Raw genomic sequence first — 1,583 nt, 5'->3', positions numbered from 1 at the left:
AACCACTGCGGCGTGACTGGTCATGCCCCCGCGGGCGGTGAGCACCCCTTGGGCGCCGAGACCGAGTTCTACGTCGGGCGGGCTAGCGACCAAGCGAAAATCTACATCGACCGCGTCAAGGGCATCGAGCAAGCGGATGAATCGGCCCACTGTGAGATCCGGATTGAACGGGATGATCAGGAGATCGGCGAGGGGGGCGACCTCGACCCTGACGAAGAGCGCGATGTGGATTACGACTATATCTTTAACGAGAGCAGCACACTGCGCGCCTGGGAATATGACGATGGTTTTGAGGCGGGCCACAATTACGGCGACGACCCGCTCTGTGAACTCAACTCCTCCAATTGTGAGGGTAAGGGCCGCACCTACACCACTCACGATCCTAGCGACAGCTACGAGACGCTGGATTGGCAGGGCGACGACAAGAGCAGCAACGACGGTCTCAACCACGAGGATAATACCCGTATCAAGATTTACCTGGGCGCCTCCGGAAATCCGGCTTTCGTCAATCCCTCCATCCCCTTCCACGGGCGGATGGACGAGCTGACGATGTACAAGCGTCCGCTCTCCGCCCGTGAGGTGCAGGAGCTCTACTTCTCCGCCTCGATGGCCATGCGCTTGCCCTTCGACGATCCCCCCGGCAGCGAGACCTTCCAGGACACGGTGGACGTCAGCTTGCAGGGTGGCGCCTACTGTTCTGGGGCAACGTGTCCCACGGCGGGCATCAGCGGGCGCGATAACCAGGCCGCGCTCTTCGACGGCGTGGACGACGTGGTGCAGACCGATCTGCGCCTGGATCAATCGGCCAACGCTGGCGGCGCGACTTTGACCGCCTGGGCGCGGCCCACCAGCGCCAGCTCCGGCGTCCACGACGTGATCCGCAGCCAGGGCCAAGGCTGGTCACTGGTGCATGATGGCGATGAATGGCGGGTCTACGATGGGAAGGGCATCGCCGCTGTGAGCGCGCCGGTCGATGTGGGACAGTGGCAATACCTGGCCGCCGTCTTCGATCCCCAGGCCGGGCTGACGCTCTACAAGAACGGCGTCGCAGTCAACGATATGCCCGTGCCTGTCTATACTGCTGGCAATAGCTCTGCGCTCTCGCTGGGCGCGGCTTTCGACGGCGCTCTCGATGACGTGCGTGTCTTCAATCGCCCGCTCGCCGCCGCCGACATCGAGACGCTCTACAACCGCGTGCCGACCCTTCAGCTCCACCTGGATGAGCCGCACGACGGTGCGCCGCCCTTCCGCGACGCGGCGAGTGGTCTCGATGCGACCTGTGAGGCAGGACATTGCCCCCAGGCCGGCCTCAGCGGACAGGTCGAGCTGGCAGCGGGCTTCAACCTCGATTCTGGCACCTCCGCCGAGTCATTGAGCATCGATCATACCCCAGCCCTTGAAGCGCAAAATTTCACCGTCGGCGCCTGGGTCCTGCCCCCCAACAGGAAAGAGACGCGAGAACTCTTGGTCGAGACAGGATCAACACCCAGTCTCACCATTCAGCCACATTACCTGAACGGCCACGTGCGGTTCCGGCCACAATGGCTCGGCGCAGCCGGTGGCACGGGTCGCTGCCCGGGAGG

General features: G+C 63.6%; 1 protein-coding gene. It reads left to right on the top strand.

Annotated elements, in window-relative coordinates; translation table 11 throughout:
- Positions 1-48: 48 nt before the first annotated feature.
- Positions 49-1,583 (top strand): LamG domain-containing protein (locus I6U14_RS00410; RefSeq protein WP_296895956.1); only part of this gene is annotated, 1,535 nt, incomplete at its 3' end.

Origin of the sequence: Thiohalocapsa sp. (assembly GCF_019695415.1) — a bacterium.
Taxonomy (GTDB): Bacteria; Pseudomonadota; Gammaproteobacteria; order Chromatiales; family Chromatiaceae; genus Thiohalocapsa.
The sequence above is the reverse complement of the archived record's forward strand: the minus strand, read 5'-3'. Positions and strand labels throughout refer to the sequence as shown.